The organism is Methylomonas albis (assembly GCF_014850955.1).
Lineage (GTDB): Bacteria > Pseudomonadota > Gammaproteobacteria > Methylococcales > Methylomonadaceae > Methylomonas > Methylomonas albis.
Genome location: NZ_JACXSS010000001.1, coordinates 5,175,986 through 5,200,423 on the forward strand (window position 1 = coordinate 5,175,986; position 24,438 = coordinate 5,200,423).

At 49.0% G+C, this 24,438-nt stretch carries 17 protein-coding genes; 2 read left to right on the top strand and 15 right to left on the bottom strand.

Translation table 11 applies throughout. The annotated features are described in order from the left end of the window. Positions 1-45: 45 nt before the first annotated feature. From EBA_RS23430 to hsdR, 5 genes are read right to left on the bottom strand one after another with little or no spacing between them, the layout of a single operon-like run. On the bottom strand, positions 46-1,206 hold the full coding sequence (locus EBA_RS23430) for a hypothetical protein (RefSeq protein WP_192376962.1): 1,161 nt from the start codon (positions 1,204-1,206) through the stop codon (positions 46-48). Beyond that, positions 1,140-2,798: an AAA family ATPase gene (locus EBA_RS23435; protein WP_192376963.1), complete on the bottom strand. Its 1,659-nt coding sequence runs from the start codon at positions 2,796-2,798 to the stop codon at positions 1,140-1,142. Before EBA_RS23435 ends, EBA_RS23430 begins: the two co-directional genes overlap by 67 nt. A gap of 16 nt (positions 2,799-2,814) precedes the next feature. Next, positions 2,815-4,203, bottom strand: a complete 1,389-nt coding sequence (locus EBA_RS23440) for a restriction endonuclease subunit S (protein ID WP_192376964.1) — start codon at positions 4,201-4,203, stop codon at positions 2,815-2,817. Further along, positions 4,196-5,764, bottom strand: a complete 1,569-nt coding sequence (locus tag EBA_RS23445) for a class I SAM-dependent DNA methyltransferase (protein ID WP_192376965.1) — start codon at positions 5,762-5,764, stop codon at positions 4,196-4,198. The genes EBA_RS23440 and EBA_RS23445 overlap by 8 nt, the downstream gene beginning before the upstream one ends. Before the next feature lie 18 nt (positions 5,765-5,782). Beyond that, a complete protein-coding gene (gene hsdR / locus EBA_RS23450) occupies positions 5,783-9,253 on the bottom strand; it encodes a type I restriction-modification system endonuclease (protein WP_192376966.1) in 3,471 nt (1,156 codons plus the stop codon). Between the two features lie 538 nt (positions 9,254-9,791). On the opposite strand from hsdR, the gene EBA_RS23455 reads away from it, so the two are divergent. Together EBA_RS23455 and EBA_RS23460 are read left to right on the top strand one after the other, a co-directional pair. After that, complete coding sequence (locus EBA_RS23455) at positions 9,792-10,169, top strand: hypothetical protein (protein ID WP_192376967.1); 378 nt, start codon at positions 9,792-9,794, stop codon at positions 10,167-10,169. Continuing rightward, positions 10,157-11,404 carry a hypothetical protein gene (locus EBA_RS23460; protein WP_192376968.1) on the top strand — a complete coding sequence of 416 codons (1,248 nt, stop codon included), beginning with the start codon at positions 10,157-10,159 and terminating at the stop codon, positions 11,402-11,404. Before EBA_RS23455 ends, EBA_RS23460 begins: the two co-directional genes overlap by 13 nt. 454 nt (positions 11,405-11,858) lie before the next feature. Here EBA_RS23460 and EBA_RS23465 read toward each other — a convergent pair whose 3' ends face one another. From EBA_RS23465 to EBA_RS23510, 10 genes are all read right to left on the bottom strand, one after another. Next, positions 11,859-12,839 (bottom strand): hypothetical protein, encoded by a 981-nt coding sequence (locus EBA_RS23465; RefSeq protein ID WP_225616416.1) that lies wholly within the window; start codon positions 12,837-12,839, stop codon positions 11,859-11,861. Then, positions 12,763-13,545, bottom strand: coding sequence for a TnsA endonuclease N-terminal domain-containing protein (locus EBA_RS23470; RefSeq protein ID WP_192376969.1), 783 nt, complete (start codon positions 13,543-13,545; stop codon positions 12,763-12,765). The genes EBA_RS23465 and EBA_RS23470 overlap by 77 nt, the downstream gene beginning before the upstream one ends. A 241-nt stretch (positions 13,546-13,786) precedes the next feature. Then, positions 13,787-14,209, bottom strand: coding sequence for a helix-turn-helix domain-containing protein (locus tag EBA_RS23475; RefSeq protein ID WP_192376970.1), 423 nt, complete (start codon positions 14,207-14,209; stop codon positions 13,787-13,789). Between the two features lie 214 nt (positions 14,210-14,423). Further along, on the bottom strand, positions 14,424-14,678 hold the full coding sequence (locus tag EBA_RS23480; RefSeq protein WP_223146733.1) for a hypothetical protein: 255 nt from the start codon (positions 14,676-14,678) through the stop codon (positions 14,424-14,426). A gap of 188 nt (positions 14,679-14,866) precedes the next feature. After that, positions 14,867-18,364 carry a DEAD/DEAH box helicase gene (locus EBA_RS23485; protein WP_192376971.1) on the bottom strand — a complete coding sequence of 1,166 codons (3,498 nt, stop codon included), beginning with the start codon at positions 18,362-18,364 and terminating at the stop codon, positions 14,867-14,869. After that, on the bottom strand, positions 18,348-19,061 hold the full coding sequence (locus EBA_RS23490; RefSeq protein WP_225616417.1) for a Hachiman antiphage defense system protein HamA: 714 nt from the start codon (positions 19,059-19,061) through the stop codon (positions 18,348-18,350). Before EBA_RS23490 ends, EBA_RS23485 begins: the two co-directional genes overlap by 17 nt. A 71-nt stretch (positions 19,062-19,132) precedes the next feature. Next, positions 19,133-21,133: a hypothetical protein gene (locus tag EBA_RS23495; protein ID WP_192376973.1), complete on the bottom strand. Its 2,001-nt coding sequence runs from the start codon at positions 21,131-21,133 to the stop codon at positions 19,133-19,135. Then, entirely contained in the window at positions 21,127-23,082 is a 1,956-nt protein-coding gene (locus EBA_RS23500) for a large ATP-binding protein (protein ID WP_192376974.1), read from the bottom strand. The genes EBA_RS23495 and EBA_RS23500 overlap by 7 nt, the downstream gene beginning before the upstream one ends. A gap of 12 nt (positions 23,083-23,094) precedes the next feature. Then, complete coding sequence (locus EBA_RS23505; protein WP_192376975.1) at positions 23,095-23,727, bottom strand: hypothetical protein; 633 nt, start codon at positions 23,725-23,727, stop codon at positions 23,095-23,097. 99 nt (positions 23,728-23,826) lie between these two features. Further along, entirely contained in the window at positions 23,827-24,318 is a 492-nt protein-coding gene (locus EBA_RS23510) for a hypothetical protein (protein ID WP_223146734.1), read from the bottom strand. Positions 24,319-24,438 lie beyond the last annotated feature (120 nt).

Sequence of the window (24,438 nt, forward strand, 5' to 3'; positions counted from 1 at the left end):
CTGAGCATCAATTGATAAGAGTTTCAGAAGGTCTTTGGCTTTCTTTTATACACCGTATATAAATCTCGAATCATAATCGCTTCGACGTTGTTCAATCATTGCCCAAAGCTGATTTTTAAAGTCATCACCTTGATATGCAATCCAACGGTATAGCTTAAAGCGCCAGAATTTGTAGCATTCTGAACGAATAATCTGTTCATTGGGCTGATTTGCTCTTCTTTGCAATTGCTGATTAAAATCATCAAAATCAATAGCCTGACAATCACCATCTATCCATGAAATAAAATCAACCTGATCTCCTTCAACTCTTTGTTTTACTTGATATACTTCGTCCCATGCAATAATTTTTTCAGCGGTGTCAACGTCGGGGGTATCCCAAATAACCTTAAGTTGTAATGATGCTACTCCACCATGTAACTCAACCTTAACCAAATCTCGACAGCTTTCTTCATACGGATAGAAACCTAATCTTCGCACTTCAGTGCCATCATGTTGTTTTTTGATAAGTAACTGCTTTGCTAATTTTGCTTTGCTATTACAGGTATGACATATAGGAAGCAGATTATCTGGGTGAATTGCGTAAGCTGGATATTTGTCTTTGCTCAACAAGTGATCATAAGGCGCGCTCCATTGATCTTCATCCAAAATCCCTGATCTCTTCTGTGCCAAGATTTCTGTTCCGCATACTTGGCAGAGATTGCCATTCATTTGGCGATAGTTGTTGAAGTGGTGCTGTATTGTTTCCCCTTCACATGCGTCACGAATGCCAGCTAGTTTTTTGGTATTACTAAATAAATGTAGAGTCAATTCGGCTAGTTTTTTATTTAGTTCAGTTTGTGATATTTCAGGAAATTCAAGAGTTCGATTACTAAAATACCCCCTAACATCTTGACTACTTCTGATTCTATTATAAAGCCGTCGACGTTCATGTTCCGTCAGCAAGTGCAACTGCGCCCACAATGCATTGAATTTGTCTCTAGTGTTCGTATTGTCCCAACAAGCTTGACCTACGATATCGGTAAATAAAGCTAGGCTAAATTCATTAGCGTCGATAGCAGCTTCCAAGAAATGTAATAGCTCTTCATTTAAAGCAGTAAAAATTTTCGAGCGAGGTGTTTGGGGATTCAACGGGAACAGCATTAGACCTTTAACTTCCTTAGCAAATAAGCTTTCTCCATGGAATCGCCAATATTTTCCACTATCCATTGTCTTGCGGCAGAATCATCTCCAGCCTCAAGATGTTTTTTAATTTCATCAACCGCAGTTTGTGAAATCAATGATTTAAGCCCAAAGAACTGTTTAATCAACACTTCAAATGAAGCGCCATAGGTCTGACTAGTGACTGAGTCCATGATGATTGATCCGTCATCCATGCGCTCAAAGCGAAACACATTTTCATTTTGGAGCGAAGAAACTAGGAATGGCGAATGAGTGGAAAGCAGCATCTGTATAGCCTGATTCTGTTGATTAGGCTTGTTCAACGCAAGGCTCAGGTGCTTGTGAAAGTTAGTGCGCCAAGCAGGATTCAAATGTGTTTCAGGCTCATCAAATAGGAACAAGGTTGGCTCGTCACGAAAAACCCTGGCAGCACCTATCGTTTGTATGAGTTGAGCTTCGCCATCGCTCAGATCGTCAAAATCGATGCATTTTCGACCATCGGATAATTTAAGCTGAATAACTGATAAGGGTAATTTCGTCTTAAGAGGTTTTTTTACATTGCCATCAAAAGTATCATTACGAAGGTTTTTCTTATCCGAGGATTGCCAGTTTTTAACACCTAACAATTGCAGCTTATAAATCTTTTCAAAAAAACTAAGCGGTTCAGAGTAATAATTCTCTCTCAACTTTTCTAGCAAGCCTGGCTTTGAAAAATCAAAAATAATATTGCCCGTAAGATATGGCAATTCATACAACTCATACTCGTTGTTGCTAGTCCTACGACCTATGCCATCAAGCGAATCAGGCCCAGCAATACGAATTAATTGACGTATATCGCTAATCGAATCCTGCTCAATTGGCACTTTTCTTAGATCATACTGGATAGTAAAGCTCTGTGGGTAGCAATAAGGTATTTCTGAAAATAAAGATTTAAGCTCGTCTTTATCAAGTATTGACAAAGACGCCATCAATAACGCATTACAATCATAATCAAGAAATATATTTGCCGGTAGTCGGGTGTCTTTTTCTATGAGGCTTTGATAATCCAAATCGGAGTCGTCTGAACTCAATGATTTATCGAAAATGCCAGAGTAACGAGCAGCGTAAAAACGGTTTATATTGGCGATTCCTCGCTCATCTAATTTAGCTGCCAATCTTTGTCTTCGATCTGCACGAACCTTCATGACGTCAAAATATTGCACAGCGTTTTTCAGAAAACTACGTTGTATGTTTTCATTTAACCCTGAAGAGTAGCCAACAACATGCATGGGTATAACAGCGTTATCGAAACCCCATTCCTTCCAGCCATTACTTCTATCGTATATATGGAGAGCAATATTTCCCGATTTATGAATAGTGATGCGATAAACATAAATAAGATTTGGCTCAACAGCATGGAATGACCTTAATTCATACTCAACCGATACTGTAAATGGAAAAGATTTTCTAACTTTAAAATCTTTCCGTAACGCTCGCTCAACATAAGCAAAAAATTCTGCAATTAGTTCTAATAATTGAGATTTACCCGAACCGTTTAACCCAACGAAAGCAATTACATTGCCATCAGCGACACTAAAATCAAAACTCTGATTGCTAAGTCCCTTGTAGGAGCCATCCAAAGTAAGATTGAGCAGTTTCAATTCAATTTTCCCTGTATTATTTTTTACGTTTACCGTTAATGCGCTCAGCTTTGATCTTGCTCAGTAAAGCTTCCACACTGTTTTCGCCACTGATTAGATCGGGATTCTGCGCTCGCCAGTCAGCGGTGAGTTCGCCGCGAAAGGCTTTGGCGAGGATGGATTGAGTCAGGTGGTTGACGCGGGCCTGGGCGTCTTTGACGCGTTGTTCGATTTGGTCGGCGTAAGCGAAGAGTTGTTCGACGCGGCGGACGATTTCGGTTTGTTCTTGAAGAGGCGGAGTCGGCACAGGGATTATTCCGAGGTCCTTTTGATTAATTTTTGGTAAAACAGAACGACTTTCTGCATTAGACGCCCAATAGGTAAACTGGTGTGATAATATCCATCGAAAAAGGTATTGAGTATTAATTTTTGAATTTATTGGATACATATCGGCGCTACAAAGACCGGAAAAGCTCACTATTGCAGCTTTGCATAAATAAGGCCGAATCTTTGAATATAAAATTTGACCATCATAAAAGCGATGCTTTGAACTTGTCACTTTGTCTTCTGAGACTGTCGTATATTCTAATAACTTTCCTGTACCTGATTCGATGTGATTAGGCGCGATGTGAAAAGCTTCAGGAGTTAGTAATGGATCTTGTAAGTTTGATGCAACAGAAGCCACCTGATCAAATTTTAACCACTGCCAATTTTTTGGAAGCATTCCTAACTCTTTTCCTCGAAACTCAGTAAGTTCAACTGAATTTGCCGAGTATTTTATGCCTGGATTAACTTTTCGCCATTCTTGAGTCAAATTGCCTGTTACCGCCGCAGCCAGAACGGATTGACGGAAGCGTTTGAGGATTTTGGGGATGGCGTCGAGGCGGGTTTTGATGCCGTCTACCTGTGCCAGCAGTTCGTCCAGTTTGGCGGCGATTTGGTGTTGTTCGGCGAGAGGTGGCAAATTAACCACCATATTTTCAATAGCGCTACCAGATATGTTAGGTTGTGCTCCACCATATGCTATTTTTAAAATGTCAGGGGATAAAAAGGCAACTAGATAATTTCGAAAACCTTTCGACCCTAATTCATCAACAATGAGTTTCAAATTTCCTACTCGCTGATTCTGATACGCTGGCATGAGACCTTGATACACACCAACCTTACCCGTTGTTGCACCTGACATCGCAATTAGTAAATCACCATTTTCAACTTCAAACCCATTTGCGATGTTAGCAGACTTTATATGAGCTGCTGATTTATCAGAAGCTAATTTTCCATCAATATTCGATATCCGAATTATTGGAAATGTGTCCTCGCTTTTATCAACGTAATCAGTGCTTTTAAAGGCAAAACCATTCTTTAAAAACATATAGTTGCCCAGTCTAGTGCTCACCCAACCGTCAGGCAAAACCTCTTCAAACATCGGCAATATCTCCCTCTAACCCCAAGATGTCTGCCAGCATTTTCTTTTGTAATGTGGCTTCGTCTGACTTTCCTAACGCTGTCATTAATCCATCCAATTCCCGCAAAGCCTCGGTCATCTCGCTCATCGCTTCGGCGGCCAAGACATCCGGTTCCGGCAGGCTGGCGGCATCGACGCTGTCCTGGTCTTTAAGCCAAGCTATGTCCAGCGAGTCGCCTTTTTGAGTTTTGATCCAGTCGCGACTGAAGCAACGCCAGCGGGATTCTACTTCCCTCTCACCCCGACCCTCTTCCTCAAGGGAGAGTGAGATTTGGCCATCTGCTTCCTGGCGGTTTTCGGCGTGATAGCAAACTTCGAACGGCGCTAAATGCTGTTCATCGAACGGCGTGCGTTTGCCGAAGCTAGGCATGTTGGTACGCAAGTCGTAGACCCACACCTGTTGAGTGCAATTTTCTTCCTGTCTAGGATTCTCGGCAGTACCTTTGCTGAAGAACAGCACGTTTGTTTTTACGCCCTGGGCGTAAAAGATGCCGGTCGGCAGGCGCAGGATGGTGTGCAGGTTGCATTTTTGCATCAGGTCGCGGCGGATGTCGCTGCCGACACCGGCTTCGAATAGCACGTTATCCGGCAACACCACGGCGGCGCGTCCGCCTGGCTTCAGGCTACGGTAGATATGCTGCAAGAACACCAATTGCTTGTTGCTGGTTTTGTAGGTGAAGTCGTCACGGGTGACGCTGGCTTCGCCGCCCTTGGCGGTGCCGAACGGTGGATTGGTCAGAATCACGTCGGCTTTGGGTAAATGGGTTCCAGGTTGTCCCAAGGTATTGCCCAGATGTACCACGCCTTCGTCGTCACCTTCCATGCCGTGCAACAAGCAGTTCATTAACGCCAGACGACGGGTACCTGGCACCAATTCCATGCCGACAAAGGCTTGATTGCGCTGGAAGCTTTGTAGTTTTTCGGTGAGGTTGTAAAGATCGTCGGTTTGTTCCTTGATGTATGCATCTGCGGCAATCAGGAAACCGGCGGTACCGGCGGCAGGGTCTTGAATCAGTTCACCGGCTTGTGGTCTGATGCAGCGGATGATGCTGTCGATCAAGGGGCGCGGGGTAAAGTATTGACCGGCGCCAGATTTGGTTTCGCTGGCATTTTTCTCCAGCAGGCCTTCATACAAGTCGCCCAGGCCATCGCGTTTGGCGCTGAACCAGTCGATAGCATCCAGGCTTTTGATCAGTTGTTCCAAATGACGCGGTTCGCGCAAACGGGTTTGTGCGTCGGCGTAAATGGCTGCAATCAAATGGTCATCGCTTTTGGATAAATCCAACAGCAGTTGCCGATAATGGTTGAGCAGATTCAAGCCCGATAGCTTGGTTAAATCCAGCCAGCGGCAGCCTTCCGGCAGTTTATGTTTTAGCAGGATACCGGCTTCGGTGTTTTCGTATTCCATTTTGATAAACAGCAGCAACACCAGCTCGGTGACGTAATCCGAATAGTTGATGCCGTCGTCTCTTAAGACGTCACAGAGATTCCACAGTTTTTGGACGATTTCGCTATTGCTCATTATTGCTCTTGGTGTTGATTAAGCTGCCGACCACAGGGATTCGGACAGAGTATCCAGTACGGTATCCAGTTGCTGGTTGAGTAAATTATTTAGAGTTTTGGCGCCGCCGTCATTGGCAAACACGCGATTGACGAAGGTTTGATCGATCACCACTTCATGACTGAGTTGTTTGGCCAAGCGATCAAGCCATTTGCGTTGTACCTGCGTCCATGGATGCAATGCGTAGATTTTTTGCATGGCGTGGACAACACGTTGCTCGAACGGTATCAGGGCCTCGCCGATTGCTGCCTGACGGATGTAACCGATGATACTGGCGGCGATGTCTTGATTGGTTTGGTTGCGCCAAGCGCTTTGCAGCTTGGCTTCGCTGTAGCCGTTTTGATCCAATAACAGGCGGATTTCGCGCAGTTGCTCGCGGGTCAGGTCTTTGGGCTTATTGACCACCACGGCTAATGCCGCCGACTGATTGATTTGGTTTTTGATGAAGTCGTTGAAGCTTTCCAGATAATCGGCGGGCTTGTCATATTTGCCGTAGCTTTGTTCGCGAACTTTCAATTCATCTTCGTGTTCGGCGAGCAACGGGTAGTATTCCGATCCGAGCAAGGTTTTGACTTGTTCCAGTTGATTAAGCAGATTGGCATTATTTTGGATGAACTGTGCCGCTTGTTGCGGGCCAAGCTGATGCAAATGTTGGTGCAGCTGTTCGGGTGCTACGCCCCATGAATCTTCCAGTTCGCTCAGTTTCTTTTGTAGCTCCGGTTTATTGGCCGCCTTGGTTTTGGCTTTGCGTAGGATGCGCATAATGCGTTGACTCAGGGCATTCAGGACATCTTGGGCATGGCTGACATCCGGTTTGGTGCCGGTTGCGGTTAGGCTTTTTGGATTGTTCAGTTCCTCGATAAGCTGCTCGATCGAGATATTGGGGTCTTTGACCAGCGGTTTCATATCGCTGACATCTTTCAATGTGGCATAGATGTCGACCGGATCGTAAATCCTGAAAACGGTTTTACCGATTTCGTCGCAACGGCGGGTGGCACGGCCCAGCATTTGTTCGTACAGAATCCGTGAACGTACGCGGCGGAAAAATACCACATGGCAGATTTTCGGTACGTCGATGCCGGTGGTCAGCAAGTCCACGGTGATGGCAATGCTGGGGTAGCGTTCGTTTTTGTATTGGCGAATTAACTGGTTAACCTTATCGCTTTGGCCGGTGATTTTCTTGACCGCCGCTTCGTTGTATTCGTCGCCGTAGAGTTTTTTGTAAAGGCGGTCGAGAATACGTTTGACCATGTCGGCATGGCGATCCGAGGCGCAGAAAATCATAGTCTTCTCGTCGCCGAAAGGGTCGAGTTCCTTGACCAATTCCTTGCAGATCACCTTATTGAACGATGGGCTGATCACGCGGCGGTTAAAGTCATCGACATCAAAATTCATGTCGTCATCAAGGGTGGCGAGTTCGACGGCACCGGTTTGAGTGTTGATGACGCTGACTTGGCTGCCCTTGGCAAATTGGATGCCTTTTTGCGACAGCAGGGTTTGGTAGCGAATCGGTGGCTCATGGTCGATTAACCAGTCGTCAGCCACCGCCTCACGGTAGGAATAGGTGTAAACCGGTTTGCCGAAAATTTCCGTGGTGTGTTTGGCAGGGGTGGCGGTGAGGCCGATTTTGAAGGCATCGAAATAATCCAACACGCGGCGGTAGCTGGACAGATATTGCGCTACATCGCGCATCGCCATTTCGCCCTCGGTCATGTCTTGATCCAAGGTATAACCACGGTGCGCTTCATCGACGATCAAACAATCGTAGGCATCGATATTCGGCGGGTTGTCGGATTGAAAGATGCGTTTGACCATGGCTTGCACGGTGGCCACTTGAATACGAGTTTCGGCTTCGGCGGCCATGTCGCCGAGTTCGGCGACATTATAGATTTTGGATAGGGTTTGGTTTTGCTCCAGAGTGGCATCGTTGAAGTTATCAATCGCTTGCTGGCCTAGTGCTTTGCGATCCACCAAAAACAGAATCCGTTTGAAGCGTTCGGCTTTTAAAAACCGATACATCAAGCCTATGATGGTGCGGGTTTTACCGGTGCCGGTGGCCATGGCTAAAAGACAGTTGGTTTGGTTGGCCGCCAATGCCAGCTCGGCAGCCTGTACCGCTTTTTCCTGATAATCGCGCAAGCGCAGATAGGCAAAGCCTTCCTGCTTGAGCTTTTCTTCCGCCGCTGCTTTACTGCGTTCCAGTTTATCCAGCAAGCCGGTGGGGCTGTGAAAATCCGGTAACGGTTTAGCCAAATTGGACGGCTCGCGTACGTCGCGAAACCAAGTGCCGGATTGTTCGGCCAGTTGTTTGACGAATGGTCTGCCATTACAGGAATACACGAATGGAATCTGGTAATGACCATCTTCGTGATCCGGCCATGCGATGGTGCGGCCTTGTTGCTGCCAAGCCGTTTGCATGTTTGTCGTTGGGGTAAAACCGCGCGCATAGCGTTCCGCTTGCGGAATTTTGCCGGCGACATTGACGTTTTCGCGCTTGGCTTCAACCACGGCAATCGGCGTCAATCCGGCAAACAGAACGTAGTCGGCGGCTTGTTTGCCTTTCGTCGGCCACTCGGCAATGGCTTTGTTTTTGCCTTTTTCCGGTCTTGCACCTCTCTGGTAAGTCAATTGTTCCGTATCGGCTTCCCAGCCGGCGGCGATCAACTGTTGATCGATCAGGATGCGGGTGAGTTCTTCGTTGAGCGACAGTTCGGCAGTCGCTTTTTTAATGCTGGCACTGGCTTCCTCACTGGCTTGCTCCTTGGTTTCCAGCTCAGTTTGCATGGCTTGCAATCGAGCCTCAAAAGCTTGGCGTTCTTGATGCAGTTGCTGTTCATGCGCTTGCGCCATCTGCTCGAAGATGCGAGCCTCGGCATCCATCTGTTCGGCTAATACCGCGTATTGCTCCTTTTCGCGCGCCGTCAGTTCGATTAGTTGCTGGTTGGTTTCGACTTGCTCGCTGGCATCTTGAAGTTTAGCCTTGAGTTGTTCAATCTGGATAGTCAACTCGCGCAATTCAAGACTAGGATCGGTCGGAGCGATGAAGGGACCAGGTTTGAAATTTATGCCTTGCTTGCCAAAGGCCTGATGAAACCAAATCGCCAAGGCACGGGCAATGCGCAGACCATCCAGGGCTTCTTTGTGTTGGGTTTTGAATTGATGGGTAGCGCGGTTACCTTCGATTCGCAAGGTGTGGAACAGCTCAGCCACATTGGCATCGAGACGAATTTCCCGATTGAGCTTGAACAATAAATCGGCTTGGCTGGTTTTGTCGTCAAATTCAATGCCACAACGCGCCGCCAAGTCTTGAGCAAGCGCCTCACCTAGTTGGCGGAGTTTGATCAGCGTAGTGTTGGGATCACTGGCAAAAACACGTTCCGCAGCCGAGGCGAGCTGGAAAAATAAGGGATCATGCTCTTTGAGGAATTCGAAGTTGCTCTTTTCGGCCATTATTCCCTCTTATTGAATTCGCGGTTCCGTCGCTTCCATCGAGCGTGAGATTGAAGATTACGTTTTGTTTTCAGCGTCGTAATTGAACGGACATCTTATAACACGTGCCTTGCTTCGCCTTAATATGTTAGCTCTTTTTATGGGGACGGTACGGATTCCTTCTCAAATGAGTAACAGGTGGCAGGCATAGTCCCCCCAAACCAGCCACCCATTCCGATACTATTACGCCAGTAGTGAATGGGGGATTTGGGAGGTGGGGAATTGTTGCAATCGACCCAGGCTGATGACATGGACCCTAAGCGGAAATTCACGGAACAATATTCAGCGTCCGCTAAAGTCCTTAATCTGGCATCAAATCAACGGCATTACGGCATTACGGCATCACGGCATTAAAGTTTTTAAAACTGGTTATCGTTTCGCACAACCCATAAGGGGCTGTAGAAAAATAGGTAGGCCAATATAATGACAGCAGCCTAAAAGTATCAGAAAATACATTTCGTTGAAATATTTCGTACATTCCTCTATCCATAGTTTTTCAATGCCTTATTCCCCAAATCCGCAGCATCGGAACACGCAATTTTCCAGCACAAAATCTCAATGGACGATCCCGATACCTGCGGAAGAAGCGAGTTTTAATCACTCTGTTGATCAAAACTGGGCTACCAACAATATTTATTGGGGACTGCACTTAGTCGAGCTAAAGCCCGAAAATCTTGGGATTTCGCCTTGTAGTAATCAATTATTCATAGCTAAGTTTGTTTCCGATCAAGGGAATTGGCATGGCTACCCTGTCGCAACATGGCTCTCTCCGTTTGATAAGCCTGATGAACAGACTCTAACTGTTTGGGAGAATCGTGGTCTTATTAGTACTCCGAAAAAATCTAAGATTCATAGAGGTAAAAGATGCAGCCTGTAAAAATCACTATTTTAGGCAGCTTTTGGGATTCTCAGATCTATTCGAGTGAATTGATGCTTTTCGACGAAGAAGGATCTATTCTTCGCATTGACTGGAGAGGTGCCATCGACAACTTGGCGCAGAAGAACCAATCAGTACAAACAGCTCTCAGAGTAGCTTTTTTAGATGGAGATCTTTTTTATAGCTCGAAGGTTCGCAAAATACTTCTCGACCCGGAATTGGCAACACCTATCAAGGGGCAGTTAAGCACGCTCTCTGCAATCGATTTATGTAAAGATCTGGGAGATCTGAAAGATTATCGATCCCACGAAAGTAGTCCCTTCGATTTTTTACCAACTGATACCGAAGTCTACTACAACACCATTTTTGCAAGCGGTGATACCGGTCTATTCTCGTCCCCTCGTACAGCTAAACCAAAAAGGAACTCATCTATTTTTTCCAGAGCCTCTAAGCATCATGATGGCTCGATTTTTCAAGTTAAGGCTTCCGACCATTACACTTCACTCGCTACTGCTGCAGGTGATGACGGGTTAATTGAATTCCCATTTAACAAAGAAGAAAGTTTATCTGGAAAGACAAATGCGATAGGCCAATCTAAAACTTTGGCAAATAGATCATGCAGTTCATGTGACTGGGCTTTTCAGAGTGTCATGGGGTGGACCTCGAACAGTGCTTTTTTTGCTAGCTTCACGGAAGAGAAAGACCCGGACAGTAGAAAAACTGTTAGACGTCAAGATCGTGTAGTCGAAATTTCTGAAGTCTTTCAAGGGGCGACTCGAAACGCCAACGTTACAAACCGTTCCATTGCATGGGGTGCAAGAGAAAAACTTTACTTCCTCACTGATTCTGGGATTGATGTTGCTGACTACAATCCCAACTCACAGAAAAATATTAACAATAAGAGTAAAAGAAATGCAGAAATGTTCGACATCAAAGGACAAATTAAATCCAATATAAACTTAGATCAAGTTGTAGCTACTACTACAGCACCTTTCGGAACCGTTATTGAACTTGATGAAAGTCTGTTAGTTTTACGTAGTGATGGTAAGGTTGAAACCTTTATCGGTGAACCAGTTCATTGGAGAGTTTTTCCCAGATCAGAACATTACAGTAATCAGCTTCACATCATGTACGAAGACCGATTGGAAATCATTTCTTTTGTCCACGACTATTTTGTAAATCAGAGCGAAAAATTATCTGGATTTACTCGTAAGGTTGAAGATATTGTTCTTTAAACGGGATTTTTTAGCCTTCCCAAGTTATTGACTGTAATGTGCCAATTTGCAGTCATTGATCAACCGGTGTAATAAGTCGGCTATTGGCCGAACTTGCTCTAAAAGAATTGAAGGAGCAAAACTGACCCTTAGTCTAGGGTAAGTTTGCAACCAACACCCGCCGCTTCAGCTCGACGGAAGTAACGGCAGCAATGGCAGCCGCCCTGAGAGAGACTACTCTACTCCGTTACCTACCCTTAAACCTCTAATATATCGACCGCCAGGTATTGGCGATTACGACAATTCGCCTTCTCCAAAAAACTCATTCCCTACTAGCGTAATCATATCGAAATCGATGGCCGACAACACATTGGAACAGATAGCGGTTTTCAATCGGAGTAACTGGCCGGGTTTCTGACGTAATACGCACTTGGAAGTGTGCAAGTTGATAAAAAGCCCTGTGCAGCTAGAAAAGTTAATGGTGTGCAAGTTGTGTGATTTTGCGTGTGCAAGTGAGCTGCGATTTCGCAGGTGGCTCAAATCCGATTTCAAAACCCAACGGTAAACGGGTATGGCGATCGAGAATGAATGTCACCGTGGGTCGACCAATGGTTAAGCCGGTCAATTCATCGTTGATCAATAGATCCAAGGGCGTATGGTCAACTTCGGCCCGCTCCAGGATATATTTGGGTTCCGGGCCTCTGCCCGTTGCTCGGAAATGTTTGTCGGCCGCTTGTTTGCCCTTCCTGGCCGCCATGACCAAGTATTCATCATAGGTACCAACGTAACGGTAGACGGTTGCTCGGCTGGGAATAGCGAGAGGAGTATTTCGATTGACGTTTAGAGCCTTAATCTTAAGCGCTAATGCCTCATAGACATCATTAACACTATTACCTTCAGCTTTGAGATAGATTTCATCTACGAGCTGTTGGACCAGCGTCTCCATCTCTTTGATAATCCGTCGCTTATTCTTAGGGCCTCGTTTATCTTTAATCAAAGCGGTGATCGAACGATCGGCCTTAATCCACTTCTTCCACCACAACTCGACCGTCAGTGCTGAGGGCGGCTTGACATCATTGTTTTCATCCGCAACCAACTTGATCACCCTGGGCAATCGGCTGTAACTCACGTTTACACCCAATAGCTCATCAGCTTTTTTCACGTATTGATATTGGTAATAAACTTCTTTTTGTATTGCCTGCGGATAAGCCGATAAATCGCATTCCAAACGCTGACGATCTTCCGGATTGCCGGTAACATCAACAGTCTGCTGCCCAGCCAATGTGAGTTCTCCAGAGCTAATAAAACCCAACAGCATAGTTTTGGTATAACTGGCTAGTGCCAAGTCACTTTTGCGCTCTAACTGGCATTGACCATCCTCAAGCATACGGATTAGACGGTATGGCACATTGTTTAAAATCAGGTCCTGTCCGGTATGTAAAGAAGCAAGTTTCATGATGGTCTCCAATAGCTGAGGTAAAAAGTGGGCTGGTGTTGTCGAGCGGTTGGTCAAAATCAAAGCCGATATGCAATTGCGCAATAAGGGCAAAGGCCATAGACCGAAAACCCAAAAATCGGCTTAAAGCCTCCAAGGTTGGATCAGTTACCTGTTCCACCCAAGCCTTGGCTTGTTCGGAAATATGAGGGGGAATCTCGTAGCGCAGATACGGTCTTAGAATTGAAAAATTCCGGATTCGATGGGGAAAATTCAGCTCTTCCTCAGTCAAGACGATGAAACGGTGCCCTTTTTCGGCCAAAAACTGGTGGGCTACTTGCAGCCCCTCCAGTACTTTCGGCGTGAACAACTTGGATAACGGCTTAACTTCAACGTAACAAATTTCGCCATTTTGCAAGGTCAGCTCAAAGTCCGGCGTATATCGGAACATTCCCTTTGATGCTGGTAGGTAGAAGGTTTGCGGCTGCTCTCTGAATGCCTTAACCGCTGGGGAAAATTCAAAGTGGTAACAAGCTTTTTGTTCATTCTGTGATTCCCAGGCAATCGAGCGATTAATTTTTGTCGAAGGAACTCCCCCCCGAACCTGGCCACGAGATCGCGTCACTGGCTCTCTTGCTCGCTCAGCTTTGGGCTGAGGCGTAATATTGAGGCGCAAATCTGGCCTCCGACCAGCATTTTGCCGCTGGTCATCAAATTCAATAGACATAACGATTCCTTACCGCATTAGATGCGGCAAATCCTCACAACTTAAGCTGTGATGTTGAATACGCCTGTTTTTTGGCAAAAGAATGCCTATATCGGGTCGTAAAACTCGATAATCAACAGGAAGTTAGAAGCTGAAGGGGCTTGACGCTGATGGGAACTTTGATGATACTGAAGTCGCCAAACGTAGGTATCAATCAATGATTCTTACACCAGCGGGGCAAGCCGCAAGGTTTGTCCCGTTTTTACATGTGAACCTCCCGATTTTTTCGACGCCTTATTTTCTGAACCGGATATTCTGGTTGAGCCGCCAAGGTCTCTTTCAATAAGATGAATTCTCGGATCATCCGTACTTGAAATGGGGATAGGTCTAGCTGATGCTTCCTCAGATCGCTGAATAACCAATAAACGTCCAGCGGTACTTCTTTTTCGATAATAACCTTACGATTAGAAGCATCAGCCGCTTCAACTAGCTGTGCGTGTTCATCCGCTGATAAATTAAGAACTTTTGCCAAACGATCGATAAACGCTTGGGGAGGAGGGCCTTTTCTCCCCGTTTCTAAAGACGATATGTAAGTTTGCTCATAGCCGATCAAGTCAGAGAGCTCTGACTGGCAGATGCCTCGGGAGGCTCTGATAGCTTGTAGCAGATGAGAAAATGGACTCACTTTTATAAGAAGGCATTAGAGAAATTAATACTGATAACGATGATACTCTAAGCTCAAAAAATATCAAATCATTGAAAATTAAGGAAAAAATAACATACTTATCGTTGTAAGTGACTGTTTTTGGCAAAATATTTGCGATATCTAGCTTAATTTTTCACGGCAAAATGCCAAAAAATTTAGCTAATAATATTGTCGTATGTAGCTGTAAGCCTTCTCAAACAGCTCCATCGGCATGCAGTTTGTATTTGAACAAGGATTTGCGTAGCGCCTTTTTGACCTCCCGCTCGCCGGCCAAGGTATTTTGCCAACCGGGAAAACGCACCAGCCGGACGATTTCGTCGATGTCTGCCACCACACGCTCGACAATAATCGGAGTATCGGCGGTTTTGACTTCGTTGAATAATTCGGTCAATGCCGATTTACCATGATCCTCATCTTCTTCCGGCGGTGTTTCCTTCTCGGTCTGCAAAACTTCCTTGGCAATTTGCGTAACTGTTTCAAAAACTCGACGCTGTTCAGCGCGCCGTTCTCAAAACGGTCGCGTAAAACGATAAATGTATTCAGTGGACGTTCATTCCGTGGATCGTCACGGGTCGGGCGAGTGTTATCGATAAGGAACGGCAGCACATAGAACTGAACATTCTTCGTAAATTCGTACTAGGTGCCAACAAGGTCGTCAGGCCCCAAATACGCTATGTCTATCCGACCAGCGTCTTGAGACACTTGGGCACGTATCAGGCCAGCTCTCCCAGGTGCAAGTGCTGCTTGCAGCGTCCCCACCAGCACACCGTCCGCAGCAAGCACGCGTGGTTGACCTGCCCAATAATGGAGTTGAACTGGTGTTCCTGGCGGTGGATGTACTCCGAGCCACGTCACCCCTGCCCAGTACCGGCGGTCTGCCCAGACGCGGTTTGCGCGCGGTGTGAAGCTTTGCGCAAACTCCATCCACATCACCCTCGTCTCTGGTGTCGGCCAATCAGGTCTTACGCTCCACGCCGCAAGATCATCCGAACCGAGCCAGTGCCGCAGCTCCTGGGCCGTTTGGAAGGTTGCCCCACTGTCCGTGACAGCCTTTATAGCGCCGAGCCGAGAGTTGAACCCCGCCTGAATGAGGATCGCAACCGACCTATTCAACGTTCCAGTTTCAACGGCAGCCACAGCGAAGCCAAGCTCACAGTCCTCAAGCGAAAGGAGCCCATCAATGGTGTCGCCGTTGGCAACTCCACGCACCCGAATGGCCTCCATCGCCCATGGGAGGCGGTAGACAAGGCCTCCTTCAATGAACTGCAGCGTCTCCGACTCCTGGCCGGCGGCGATGGCGAAGAGAGGTTCGCCGAGAAGCCAGGCGCGGAGAATGTCACGCCAATTTCCCGGCATAGGGTCTGGTATGAATGGATAGAAGACGAAGACGCGTTCCGCAATCGCTGTAATTGCGGCTATCGCCGCCTCAACATCGCCATTGAGAATGCTGCCGTTGGCCCGAATCAGAAAAAGGTTCGCATCCTCTGCAATGGCATCCAGTGCCTGCCCGGTTCCCAATCCCACGCCTGCCAAGAAGTAGCCCCGGCGGCGTGCTGTAGTCGATTGGCTCCAGATATGTCGGCCGCGAGAAACCAGGCCGGCTTTTAGAACCTGTTGAACCTGCTCGTTTCGCCGCTGAAGACGGCGATGCCACAGAGAAGATTGGAGGATGTCGTCCAGCGCCGCCGCAACACCTTCGTCCGGAATGTCGTTTTCGCCAATGAGACTCAGGACGGCCGTGTCGAGCGTTGCAATATGCTGCTGCCAATCCGCAAGGGCACGTGCCCGATCTTCGGGGCTCTCATTCGCGACTTCGGGGAAGGTCCACGCCACGGCGTTGTTTGCAACATAGTCGATAAGCTGATCCAGGTCACCACCGACTTGGGCTTTCATGCGAGAAAGCAGCGCCACAACGAGTTGCACCAGCCCACTCTCCATATTGCGAGCACCGAGATCATTGATGAGCTTTTCCCAGTTGTTCCGCTTTTTCGGAATCTCGTCGAACATGGGGAAGAGCACAAGGCCTTCCACGTCGACATAGGCCCGGCCAGCTCGACCGATCACGTTCTTGAACTCGGAGATATCGATCCTGGTTCCTGCCCGATGGAGGGAGTGCAAGACTACTGCGGTAGCGGACAAATTCAAACCTTGAGCCAAGGTCGGCGACGAGATAGTGACTTTGAGGATATTGCTACGCAATAGGCTTTCGACCTCCTTCCGGTAGGCCTTTGGCAAAGCCCCGTGATGAAGCGCCACCCCGAGAAGCAGGCACTTGAGGATTGCACTGTCCGGACCCACCCATTCCTCACCAAGCGCTATTGCAGTAGCGAGAACAGCAGGGTCTGCTTCCAGTAATGGTCGCAGCGCTCCACGCTTGTGGAGGTCGACAATCACGTCTGCAAACGGTTCGATGCTACGTCGTTCCGGGCAAAAGATGAGGACGGTTTGCCCGTCATCAACCAGCCGCCAAGCGGCCGCAAGACAGAGTTCCCGCTGATCATTTGGAAAAGGCTTCTTTCGTCGCCCGATAGGTGGCACCACTCCAGTGAGAAAGCGCTGAACCCATGGGCGCTCTTCGCCGACACGCAGATTCAGGCGCGCATTGGGGGGAGTCCAGACCACCTCGCCAAACCGCAATCGAGTCGGACGCCAGTCATGTTTGATCAAGCCACCAGGATGGTCTCGACGCAGCCATCCGGCGAAGTCGTCGAGTTGGTCGCCGTCAGGGAGAATCGCTGAGAGACACACGATGCGCCGCTCATGTGCATCAGTGCGCCGGAGAAGCCGCTGGATTTGAACCTCGTAGCGGACTTCCCTTTCGTTCAAGCCGATCATGTGCCCCTCGTCGAAGACAAGTAGGCCAACGTCATCGAGGAGAGAGGGTTCGTTGCGAAGCGCAAAGTCGAGTTTCTCCGGCGTCGCGACAACGATATCACTTTCCCGGATCGCATCCTCATCAAAGCCGCTAACCCCGATGCTGCCATAGAGTGCTGAGATCGTCTTGCCGAGTGGACCAAAGGTTCTCTGAAGGGTTGTTTCGGTCTGCGCGGACAGCGCTCGAAGCGGCGTGATGAAGACTACGCGCTTCCCACCGGCGAGGCAGCGCAGAATGCATAGTTCAGCGATGCGCGTCTTGCCCGCGCTGGTAGGCAAAGAGACAACCAGATCGTCCGCTTGATCAACCGCACGGTTTGCTGCATCAATCTGCGAAGGCCAGAGATCCACTTCGGCTTTCGGGCGACGCAACATCAGCGCAATAAATAACTCGCGAAGTCTGGGCCAATCGTTCGCCTCTCCGCCCGCCGGTTGATGCGGAATCCTCTCATGAAAGGTAGTCGTCCACAGATCGGATAGGAGGTGGATGGTTATGCGATACGACCACCACTGCGGGAGCATATTCATCTCGCTGCAGATGGCCAGTCCGGTGCGGAGTCGCTCCAACGCTTGTTCTAGCAATGGTCGCTCGCCACGTTCAAGCGCGAGCAGGAACAGGGCTATCGCCGCCATGAAGGTGTCGGTCAACGCAATGTCGAGGCTATCGAAGACGAAGTCTTCGCCGGTTGCGATATTGACCGCCGCTTCAGCTTGATTGAGGCTTTCCTGAATTCTGGCGGCGATTCGAGCATCGCTACCTTCGCCCGAGGCCCGGAAATCAAGCACCGTAGCGCGCAGTGAGTCGAAGTTCCGCCTCATCAACATGGCGAGGACACGCTCCATAGGCGCAAAATTTTCATCCGCTTCGACGAGGGCCAATAGCGAATAAGCGCGCGCGGACAGATGTGCGAGGTGATAGCTCGCTGCCGCCATGATGAAATGGAAGTCGCGATCGATCTCCTGGCGATTGCCCTTTGCAATCACAGCTTCTAGGGCTGTAGCTGCCTGCTCGAAGGCGATCCGGGCTTGGGCTGCATCTTCATCCATTTCTCGCAGGCGAAGACCCAGCCCGAAAAGGGCATAGCCATAGGAATGCAGGTCATGGCTAAGCTGCGCTGCGAAAGCCGGTGCATCTGGGGGGAGCACCCCATCTCTCCAGATGATTGCTCGCGCCTGACCGCGCGCGATGAGACGGCCTCGGAAGCCGGCAGTTGCCGCCTCGGTGATGTCAGCCGCGATTGTTTCAGGCGTTGTTGGCATTGGTAATTACTCGGTCGTAGACTGCGCCGATGAAGGCAGCGTGCCCATCCACGCGCAGTCCGACGCCCCACTGGGTTATCGGTCCGGGATAGGCCTGAAGAGACGCTGCTAATAGCGCATCCGGTGCGTTGCCGGAAAAGGTGAAAAGCAAATGGCGGACGTTCTGCGGCGGAATGCCGTGCTTCAATAACGCGTCATCGATCGCGTCAGCGAGTGGCAGTTGGTTCAATTCTAGCAGGCGCGCTGAGATGAAGGAGAGCGCATGCGCGGATGGCAGGCCGCCATCCTTGTCAAGGCCGGCCCTAGCCTCGGTAAGGACTTGGGTGGTCAGTGCGACGCGACTCTTTGCCTCCGTCTTAAGGAAGTGAAGACGTTGAGTCTGAGGGTCTTGAAGGATGCCGATGACGTCATCGCCGCGCATTGCCATATTGCGATGATCTTTCCATCGCAGCCGCTTGATCGGAGCACGATAACCTCCGCTATGCGCATCGATCCATTCAGTAGCGTAAATTTCACCAAGATCTCCGGAGCGGATCGCCTTCGTCGTCGGAAGCTTGCCCTGAATTAGCGCAGCCGCAGCCGGCTTGCCTAGACGAGCCAACGCACGCGCAACTTGCTCTTCCGAGGCATAGTGTCCTGGCACAATGGCTGCGGTTGCTTGAATCCCCGTCGGAAGGCTTACTGCCTGCGCGGTCATTACTCTGCAATGATGGTTTCCAATGGTCTCGTCGACGGAAACGCACCAATCATTAAACTGTACCATCGCACTTATTCCAATCCAATCGAATTACCCGCCCGAACTGCGCTGGGAGAATATCTTCTACCAGGCACCTTCACTATAACGACACGCCGCGGCTCATCCTCTCCCGCCCTCGTCACTTGTCGACACTCAACAAGAGAACGGATATGTGGAGCACCGGTACGCCTTGCGTCAGTCAGATCAAGGACCAACAAAAAACCCAATCGAATACTGACGTTCTGATATTCAGTGGTCTGGCCGGCATAACTCTTCGCTATGGCATCAAACGATGCATCCTGCATTTCCCGTTTAACCTCAATGACGATCCGCTCACCGGTCGTTTTAAGAACGACGTCCGCGCGACCGCCTCCTAGATTAGTGGCTTCGATTTCCCCAGCCGCAGTCTGGGTAGAGATCCAACGAAAATAATCTTCCTGCAAGGCGCCTTCGTAAGGAAGCGTTCCACCAGCATTTTCGAAAAGATATGCGACGGAAGCATCGTCCTTCCTTGTCATTTCTAGTCGGTTCTTCAGAAACCGAACCGTCCATAGCAGCACGGTATCGAACAACTTGGCGCCACGAATATTGTCGCGATGATCCGGATGATTTTCGACCGCAGATCGGCAATGGTCAAAGATATCGATCTCAGCTCCGCTCAGGTTCTCAAGGCTGGAAGTAAATGCATTTTCAATTAACCGCCTAATTCTTTGCTCCGTCTCTTCGCTGCAATGGACTTGAGAAAGTACGGCAGTAACCGGCGCCCAAACGGTTCCTGCCTCAAAAGGGTGGGAAGATTTCGCCCCTTGAGAAATCACGTGTTCGATTCCGTTCAATAGGGAATCAGCTTCTGGCACCAAAGCATGGTGACGGTTTTGAAGCAGCCAACGCCTCAAAAGATAAGCCTGCCCTTCGCGACGCCCGATCGAATTTTCGATCCTCGGACGTACCAAGGTCTCAAGGTATCCCTCACGATTGCGTTTCAGGACCGTTCGTCCCGCGCTGTATGCGGCTAATACCTGGCTTTCGATGACGACTGCCGGCTCCCACCAACAGACCTCCTCCAGGCTCTCCATCAGGGAGACCAATATGCTGGCTAAGCTGTTCCAGCATGCCGCTTGAATATGACGAGTTCCCAACCAAGCAGGTAAGGAAGAATCCGTATGCCATGCAAGCAACTCGAAGGCTGCTTTATGAATCGATTTGCTCCGCTCCGCCAATTCCGGCTTCGTTCTACCTGCCTCAAACTCAGTCAGAAGTGTGAGGCTCTCGCTGTAAAGCAATGCTTCTGGTGCAGTTTCTCTAAGCGCCTTGGCCTTCTTGAACCAGAGCAACGCTTCGTTGAAGAAGGAAGCGGCAACATCTCTTTTAGGTTCATCAAGAGCCGAGGTCAAACCTGCCATTCCCAGTTCGAATGTCGCCTCGTATGCAACCTCTTCGCAGTCCACAAGACCATTTAAAACATTAACGATCTCTTTTTCCCGCCAATGTGAATGCGCGATACCGAGAATTTTTGCCGCATACTGAAGATATTGGGGTTCATCAGCGACCGTAATGCTCAACAACATATCAAGAAGGCGGAACTGTCTCCTTCTATTTGTCAGTGCTAGGCGAAATGCCCCCTCAAGAGCGATTGCACGTGCATAGGCGGAAATCGCTCCTGAAGTATTCGTAGCTTTCTGCAGAAAAGCCGTGAATATGTCTTCAATGACTGATTGCGGGAGATGTTCGCAACCATCTGTCGCATCGATCATTTCGATTAATACAGTGTCGACAATGGCCCCTTGAACGAGAGTAACAATTGGCTCTCTCCATACAAGAGAATCATCGTCTTCGGCTTCGCTCAGACTGCGCAGAATCGTCGCCAAGATTTCTGCCGCAATTGGCGACGTTGCAACGGATGAAACGATTTGCGCTATCGCCTTCAAACCACCGAGATCGTTGACACTAGGTACCTTTCCTTGGGCCAACAACGTGTGCAGTGTTTGCTCCAATGGATGAAGCGCCCCGCCTGCAGCAGCAGCGGCTACCACAGGTATCCCCCGTTCGACGCTTCCTTACGGCGGTCTACGGCAATGAATTCATGCATCGCAGGTGACGTGATTCCGGCAACAAATATTTGTAGATGCGGAAGCTCCTTCCTGACAACTTGCAGACCTGAAAGTAACCCACGAAGGTCTTCCGGTGCAACTTCTTGCGCGGCGGGAGAATCGATCATAATCAAGCCTGGATGTCTGCCAATACCGCGCCGTTCGCCTACCTGAATCATGGCGAGAACCGTGGCAACCTTTAGACGTAGACGCTCACCCTTGGTCACTTTGCTAAACGAGGTATCTGCGCCGCCCTTCACAAGCAACAGGTTTGCATTTCCTCTAAGTTGGGCTTTCGATAGGCTGTGCATTCCAAAGCTCTTCGCATAGCGAAGCAAGCTAGTCGAAACCTCCTCAAGGAATTCGTCACGCACGGCTTTGGATCGCATTTCCGTCTCAGTAACGATTGCTTTAAGCACAGCCGATTCATCATCAGTAACGTTGCCGATACCAGGATCGAACCGAGCCTCTTCGAGACGGCCTTCGAGCATCGCGATCTCGTTCATCAGAAGTTTCCTGGCATCGAACGTGCCAAGTTGCTTGGTCAACTCTTCGTTTCTGGCCTGGATGCGCTCCAATTCAGCTTGCAATTCAATCAAGCTATCGTCAGCTTGCTTCTTGGTCTTTTGAACCTTGTCGAGCGCCGTCTTCGAGGCTTTAACGCTAGCCTCCAACCGCTCTCTTATATGCTCAGCATCTTCCCCGTTAGAAATGCTTTCACCGCAAACTGAACACGCATGACTGACTGCTTCCTTTTTCTTTTTCTCCTTGTCAATCTCGTGATCACAACGTGGGCAACACGTCGGGTCAAGCATGCGGAAGATCGAACCTGCAGCAGTGGAGTCCTTATGTGTCTGCAGGTCGCGGCGGTCCTGCAAGTAAGCTACATTTGCTTGCACCTCGGCAGTCATTTCGCGATCCAGACGCTCTTGCATTGCCTTTTCACGGCGCTTCGTCTCCGCATATCTTCCACTGAGCTGCGATAACTCAGCCTGAATGGCATCGTCCGAAGGCAGCGTGCTCAAATTCTCGCGCTTCTGTTTTAGCTGCGCTTCAATCTCGGCTGCCCGTGTTTGCTTGGCGCGTGCCGCATGACTCCTTCGCCGGTTATCCAACTCGTTGCCTGAGTTGACCAACTTCTGTGCCGCAATTGCAGACGCAAGCGTTGAAACCCAGGGCACCCCGAGGTACATCTGCATGAGCCGTGCCTGCGTTCCCGTGGTGGCAGGCAAATCACCGAGAACGACGTCATAGTTGGTGCCAATGAACATGGCACCGGACAAGGCGGGCCAGCCATGTACAACTGTTTGTCCGCTCTTATCCTCCGACTCGCTTTCTCGCCACGTCGCTATGCTCTCCATCGAAAACGCGCGCAAAAAGAAATCGGACATAACCGTCTCGAACTGCTTCTCGCTATTGAACGATGCGATTACTGTTGCATCTGCCACCGCAGACGTTCGCCGACTCAGCGATCCGCGCGCCCCTTCTCGACATTCAACCTCAATCTTATGCTCGACACCATCTAGGTCGAACCGCAGGGACGCGCTATGTATCCATGCTTTCACATCGTCCTGCATATTCGGCGACGGCCTACCGCGCAACAACCAACGTACAACCTCAATGATTGACGACTTACCTCGTAGGTTTCTGTCGGTCATCATCCCCCACAACCCTTCACCAAGGTCATTCCAATCAAAAGTGTATTGGCCTTCATCTTCGACTTCATGCTTCTCCCCTCCGAAAGAAATGCTCAGGAGCTTCATCCTCCGCGGGGCCGGCAAAACAGGTGTTGGTACTATATGTCGTGTCGCGAGAACTTGTTCAACGCGCTCCAGATCAACCTTGGCTTTGTCCGCAATGGCATCTAGCCATTCCATACTCTCTTTTGCCATATCTCCCTCCCGTTAGGCTGCTTGTTTTAGGCGCGCGAGCCTCTGCAGCACATTTTCCCCAATCGGCGGGATGATTCCGCCAAGTTGAGTCTCTGCGTAGGTGACCTGCTCATATTGCTTTTCTTTAAGCGCACCGCCTCCGCGAGCACCGGCGATTTCGGCGATCAGGGCGGCACGATCCGCGTACCATCCCAAGATAGGTTCTCGTGTGACAGCATCATGGCATACACCTACTCCCTTGACTGTCAGAAGGAAGTCAGTTTCCTGGACCTTGGCCTTAGTTTTGAGACCCGTGATGCGTACCAAATCGCGCGATCGGAGCAAAGAGAGGGCATCGTCAAGACGCTCGAACGCGCCAAATAAGTACCGAATCATTGGGACACGTCGTAGATCAGGCTCCTCGTTCTCGAAAATTGCTTCCGCAGCTTCACGGTGTCGCACATTGTCAGTGGTTTCAAATGAATCAAGAAGCTCACTCGCCAGATAGTCGGGATTGCGCATCCAAAAATCGAATGCGTGCAATCGTGCTTCGCCTTTGAAAATCTTGGCGACAGTGGCATCACTTGGATCGGTCCATTGCACACTGCCCGCGTTCAGAATGAATAGTATTCTGATTGCATCCCGATGTGGTGTACGAACGTTCATACTCCCCCTTCTTTTTTAGAATCAACTGAAATGTCGCAAACATGTGGTTATCCGGTTTGTCCGAATAATTACTCGATCACATCGCTTGCCTCGCCAAGCTCAATTTGGGGACAGCCTAGGGCCATCCTTGCGATAAACCTCGACCTTCTCATCCTGAACGAAACGATCGCGGAGGATTAATAAGCACGCTTTGACCACATCGCAGTGCTTTCCTGCCAGCTCCTTGCAAAAGGTGTCGGCAACGGCATCCATACCTTTGTTGGGTGCAGGCTCGATGCAATAGATTAAGTCGTGCACATCCTTACGTTCAAAACGCTGATTGAAAGCGAACGACTTCAGGCAGGTAAAGCTAAACAGGTTGGCATGTTTGATCTGTTTCTTCGCGATACCGTTGCCACCGAGGAGTTCAGCCTGGATCTCGGTGACTTGGTGAAGGTCAAAAACCATAGACGAATACGGGATGTTCAGTGCTGTGATAGTTCCTTCGGTCGGCAATGGTTGTGCCTTGCCACCGGCGATGTCTGGCGTATCCATTAGCAGTTCCAGCACCATCAACACACCATGTTTAGTGCGGTTGTGTTGATACGCCACGGTATTAAGCTGACCACCTCAAAGTGCATTTCATAAATTTTGAGATTTCACATAAGAATTGTGAGACAAATTTAAGAAATTTTGAGATCTGACAACTAATTTGGCACACTTTTCACTTTT